The organism is Bradyrhizobium sp. NAS80.1 (genome assembly GCF_001908205.1).
Lineage (GTDB): Bacteria > Pseudomonadota > Alphaproteobacteria > Rhizobiales > Xanthobacteraceae > Bradyrhizobium.
This window is the reverse complement of record NZ_LGHL01000299.1, coordinates 1-4,530: the sequence shown is the minus strand read 5'-3', so window position 1 is coordinate 4,530 and position 4,530 is coordinate 1. Positions and strand designations below refer to the sequence as shown.

Sequence of the window (4,530 nt, the reverse complement as noted above, 5' to 3'; positions counted from 1 at the left end):
GCGATTGCGACCGGTCTGGCGCCAGCTGACCAAAAGGCGTCTATTGGCTGCTCGATCAAATGGAAGGACGAATGAAGCCGATCGCTGTCAACAGGTTTCGTATCTGAGACCGCCGCGTGCGGCAGCATTTGCTGCACATGTGCGATTTGACTAGCGACATCACGAGGGCGCTGCGGCTGCTGCCGGCGTCGCTTCGCCCCCTTCTCCTTCAAGTCTGCTTCCGGGGCAACACGGACATCAATCGGTGAGATAACGGGTTAAGTCCGTCGAAAATGACCCAAACCGGACCATCGGTTTATTTATAGGCCAGTCACGGCGGCTTGTTCCCACACCAACGCGCGGGGCTACACTTCATCTAACTCGTGGCGCCGCTCGCGCGATTAGCATGTACCGAACGCAGTGGGTGGCTCTGAGAGCGAGTGGCCTTCATCGACCGTAGCGACAGCGGCGGTACCTGGCACTGAACCGAACTGTACGCTGACTGCCGAGAAATCGGCTGTCGAGGGTAGACCGGAAAAGGCGGCGTTCAACGACCGAGTGGAATCAATGCATTTGCACGGCCGCGCGCGAGGCTGGCGGAGGCTCCGCGCTTGGTAGGAGAAAACTATCGAGCGGAAAAGCCGAAGCGTCTCTGGCCGTGATCGGGCATTCGCATAGGTCGTTGCCATCAAGGCAGCAGCCGTCGGGGCGCTGTTACCTTTTTTCCCTGTCGCTCATGGGCGAACAGTCTCTTCCATGCCTCGAAACCGGCCGCGGTGCCTGCCGCACTTCGCAGGATCTGCTTTGGTGGTCATCCGCGCGAGCACGGCTAAGGTGGTGAAGACGGCTGCGGTAAGCTGTCCACCCCTGGTCATTGAGCTTCCCCTTCACACCGATTGATTGAAAGACTGACTGAAGATCCTATGAGTTTGCTGGGTCGACTGGGCGCCTTTGAGGTATCTCAAGCGTGTCAAGCAAGACCGAGGGGTAGATTGGCAGTACCGGTGTTGGCGGATACTATCGGGCGAAGACTAGGCGCAGCGGCGAGCTAGGGTGCTATCATGGACCTAGGGCAGTGGCTGCGGAGCCTTGGCCTCGAACGCTATGAGGCCGCATTCCGCGAGAACGAGATCGATGAGACAGTTCTGCCGGCATTGACGGCGGATGATTTGAAAGAATTGGGTGTCGCTGCCCTCGGACATCGCCGGAAGCTGCTTGACGCGATCGCTGCTCTGCGCGCCCAAGCGAACGAGCTGCCCCCGTCCGAGACGCGTGCAATTATCGACAGGCCCGCGAACGAAATCGTGGAGGGTCGCCCTCCTGGGCCGATCGCAACTGCAGGCGAGCGGCGGCATATCACGGTTATGTTCTGCGACCTGGTGGATTCAACGGGCATTTCCGCCAAGCTCGATCCCGAGGAGTGGCGCGATCTGGTAGGCGCTTATCTCGATGCCGCTTCGGCGGCGGTCGCGGAGATGGGGGGCCATGTCGCGAAGAAACTCGGCGACGGGCTGATGGCACTCTTCGGCTATCCGGTGGCGCAGGAGAACGATTCCGAGCGCGCCACGCGCTCGGGGCTTGCTATCCTACGAGCGTTATCCGAGCTAAACCGGAAGAACACCGCCTTGGGCAAGCCGGCATTGGCCGCGCGCATTGCGGTCGAGTCCGGGCCGGTGGTGATCGATGCCGCTGGCGAGATTTTCGGTGACGCGCCGAATATCGCGGCGCGGGTGCAGGCACTGGCCGAGCCGGGTGCGGTTGTGGTCACTGCGCGCGTACAGCAGCAAGTCGCGGGCCTGTTTGTGGTGGAGGAGCGTGGTAGCCACCACCTGAAAGGCTTATCCGAGCCAGTGATGCTGTTCCGGATCGTGCGCGCCAGCGGCGGCGGGCGCCGCTCGGGGCAGCGCCGTCTCACGCCACTGGTCGGCCGCGGTGAGGAAATCGCGTTGCTGATGCGGCGCTGGGAACGGGCTCGCCAGGGTGATGGCCAACTGGTCCAGATCGTCGGCGAGCCGGGCTTGGGCAAATCGCGGCTGATCGAGGAGTTTCACTCGCGACTGCGCGAGACGCCGCACACCTGGGTCGAATGGAGCTGCTCCCAGCTTTTACAAAACACGCCGCTACATCCGGTCACCGAATGGGGCCGTATCCGGTTCGGCGGCGGCGACGTCCCCGCCGAGCAGCGCCTCGCCGACCTGGAAAATACCCTGATGCAGGTCAAGCTCAGCCCGGCGGACAATATCCCGTTGCTTGCTCCGATGCTCGACATCCCGCTGCCGCAGGACCGCGCCCCGGCTTTGGACCCGGAAGAATTGCGGCACCGGCAATTGGCCGCGATGACCGCGTGGGTGATGGCCGGCGCCCGCACCCAGGCGGTTGTGCTGGCGATCGAAGATTTGCACTGGGCTGATCCGACCACGCTCGACCTCCTGCGCGGCATCGCAGAGCGTGGCGCGCTGGCGCCGTTATTCGTCCTGCTCACCTGCCGGCCGGAGTTTCGGCCGCCCTGGGGCATCCGCTCGCACCACAGCACCATTTCGCTGGCGCCCCTCGATCGTCACCAGGTGCGGCACATGGTAAGCGAGCTTGCCTCCCGCCATGTGCTGCCGAGCGTTGTCATCGAGGGGGTGGCCGAGCGCAGCGGCGGCGTGCCGCTATTTGTCGAAGAAGTGACACTGCTCCTCCTGGAGCGCGGCCAGCCAGCCGGCATTCAAGCGATCCCGCCGACGCTGCAGCAATCATTGGCGGCACGGCTCGACCGGCTCGGCCCCGCACGCGAGGTGGCGCAGATCGCCGCCGTGATCGGACGTGACTTTTCCTACACTCTCCTCCGCGCGGTGGCCGGCGTGGAGCACTCGGCGCTGCAATCTGCTCTAGAACGGCTCGCCGAAGCTGATCTTCTGTTGGTTCAAGGCCTGGCGCCGGACTCGAGCTATCGCTTCAAGCACGCGCTTATTCAAAACGCAGCCTACGAAAACCTGCTCAAGAGCCGGCGCCAGGCGCTGCATCGCCGCGTCGCAGAGGCGTTGCGTGATAATGTTTGCGATGTCGCTGCTGCCGAGCCGGAGTTGCTGGCGCATCACTTCACCCAAGCGGGCCTGACCGAAGCGGCCGCGGAGTGGTGGGGCAAGGCGGGACAGCGATCCCTAGAGCGGTCAGCGCTGATCGAAGCCGTGGAGCAGCTCACCCGCGCACTCGGCCAATATGCGAACTTGCCCGCCACTCCGGCGTTACGTCGCGAGGAGATCAAACTGCAGGCCGCGCTCGTAAACGCGCTGATGCATACGAAAGGATACGCTGCGCCGGAAACGACTACGGCCGAGGAGCGGGCGCGCTCGCTCATTGAAACGGCCGAAGCGCTCGGCGAGCCTCCGGAAGATCCATTGCTGATGTTCTCGGTTCTCTATGGCTTCTGGGTTGCCAACCAAACGAAGTTTAACGGCGATGTCGTTTGCGAGCTTGCGGCGCAATTCTTGGGGGCCGCGGAAAGGCAAAGAACGATTTCCACGCGGATGATGGGGCATCGCCTTATGGGCAGCTCCTTGTTGTGTACCGGCCAGCTCGTGCAAGGCCGTGAACATCTCGACCGCGCGATCGAGCTTTACAACCCTGATCAGCATCGTGTGCTGACGACACGATTTGGCCACGACCCCAGAGTGGCAATCTTGTTCTATCGATCGTGGGCTCTGTGGGCGCTTGGCTATCCCGACGCCGCGCTTGCGGATATCGAGGGCGCGCTTACGGATGCGAGAGAAATCGGCCATGCGGCCACCCTGATGGTCGCGCTGGCCTGGACCAGTCCCACCCAATACTACTGCGGAAACTACTCGGCGGTAAACGCGCAAGCCGAAGAACTTCTCGCTTTGGCGGACGAGAAAGGCGCAATGTATTGGAAGGCTGCCGCAATGTGTACGCAAGGTTTGTTTCTTCATCAGACCGGCAGAGCCTCAGAGGCTGTGCAAAAGCTCAAGTCCGGAATCGCCGCTTGGCGAGCGACGGGAGCGAGTCTGCTTACGCCGACCCGATTATCCTGGCTCGCCGCACCCCTTGCGGAACTCGGCCAATTCGATGACGCCTGGCGCTGTCTCGATGAAGCGATCGCTGCGATCGAAACCAGCAAGGAGTGTTGGTACGAGGCCGAAGTCAATCGCATCGCCGGCGAAGTTGCGCTTAAGTCGCCCGAACCAGATGCGATCAAGGCGACGGCGTACTTCGGGCGCGCGCTCACGGTTGCGCGCGCGCAGCGGGCGAAATCCTGGGAGCTGCGTGCAGCGATGAGCTTGGCGCGGCTTTGGCGCGAGCAGGGTAGGCAGCACGAGGCTCGTGATCTTTTGGCTCCGATCTACGGCTGGTTCTCCCAGGGGTTCGATACGCTCGACCTGAGACAGGCTAAAGCTTTGCTCGCCGAGTTTTGTTGATAAGGGTGGTCGATCGACCTCCGGTCTTGGCCCTTCGGGACAGTTTACGCGGCGCAGGGACATGTCCGCAGTTGGGGGCAGACCGGAAGTGACCGGGCGACCGTCGAAACGACGCGATTGACCCTGGCTGTGT

At 62.7% G+C, this 4,530-nt stretch carries 2 protein-coding genes; one reads left to right on the top strand and one right to left on the bottom strand.

What is annotated here, in order from left to right; translation table 11 throughout:
* Window positions 1-212: hypothetical protein (locus AC629_RS47985; RefSeq protein WP_210419197.1), on the bottom strand; the 212-nt coding region annotated here is incomplete at its 3' end.
* An 828-nt stretch (window positions 213-1,040) separates the two neighbouring features.
* Here AC629_RS47985 and AC629_RS41990 point away from each other — a divergent pair.
* Entirely contained in the window at window positions 1,041-4,397 is a 3,357-nt protein-coding gene (locus AC629_RS41990; protein ID WP_084810506.1) for an AAA family ATPase, read from the top strand.
* Window positions 4,398-4,530: the final 133 nt, after the last annotated feature.

Bases quoted from the DNA above. Each gene is read 5' to 3' on its own strand.
- AC629_RS41990 (WP_084810506.1), top strand. From the start codon at position 1,041: ATGGACCTAGGGCAGTGGCTGCGGAGCCTTGGCCTCGAACGCTATGAG.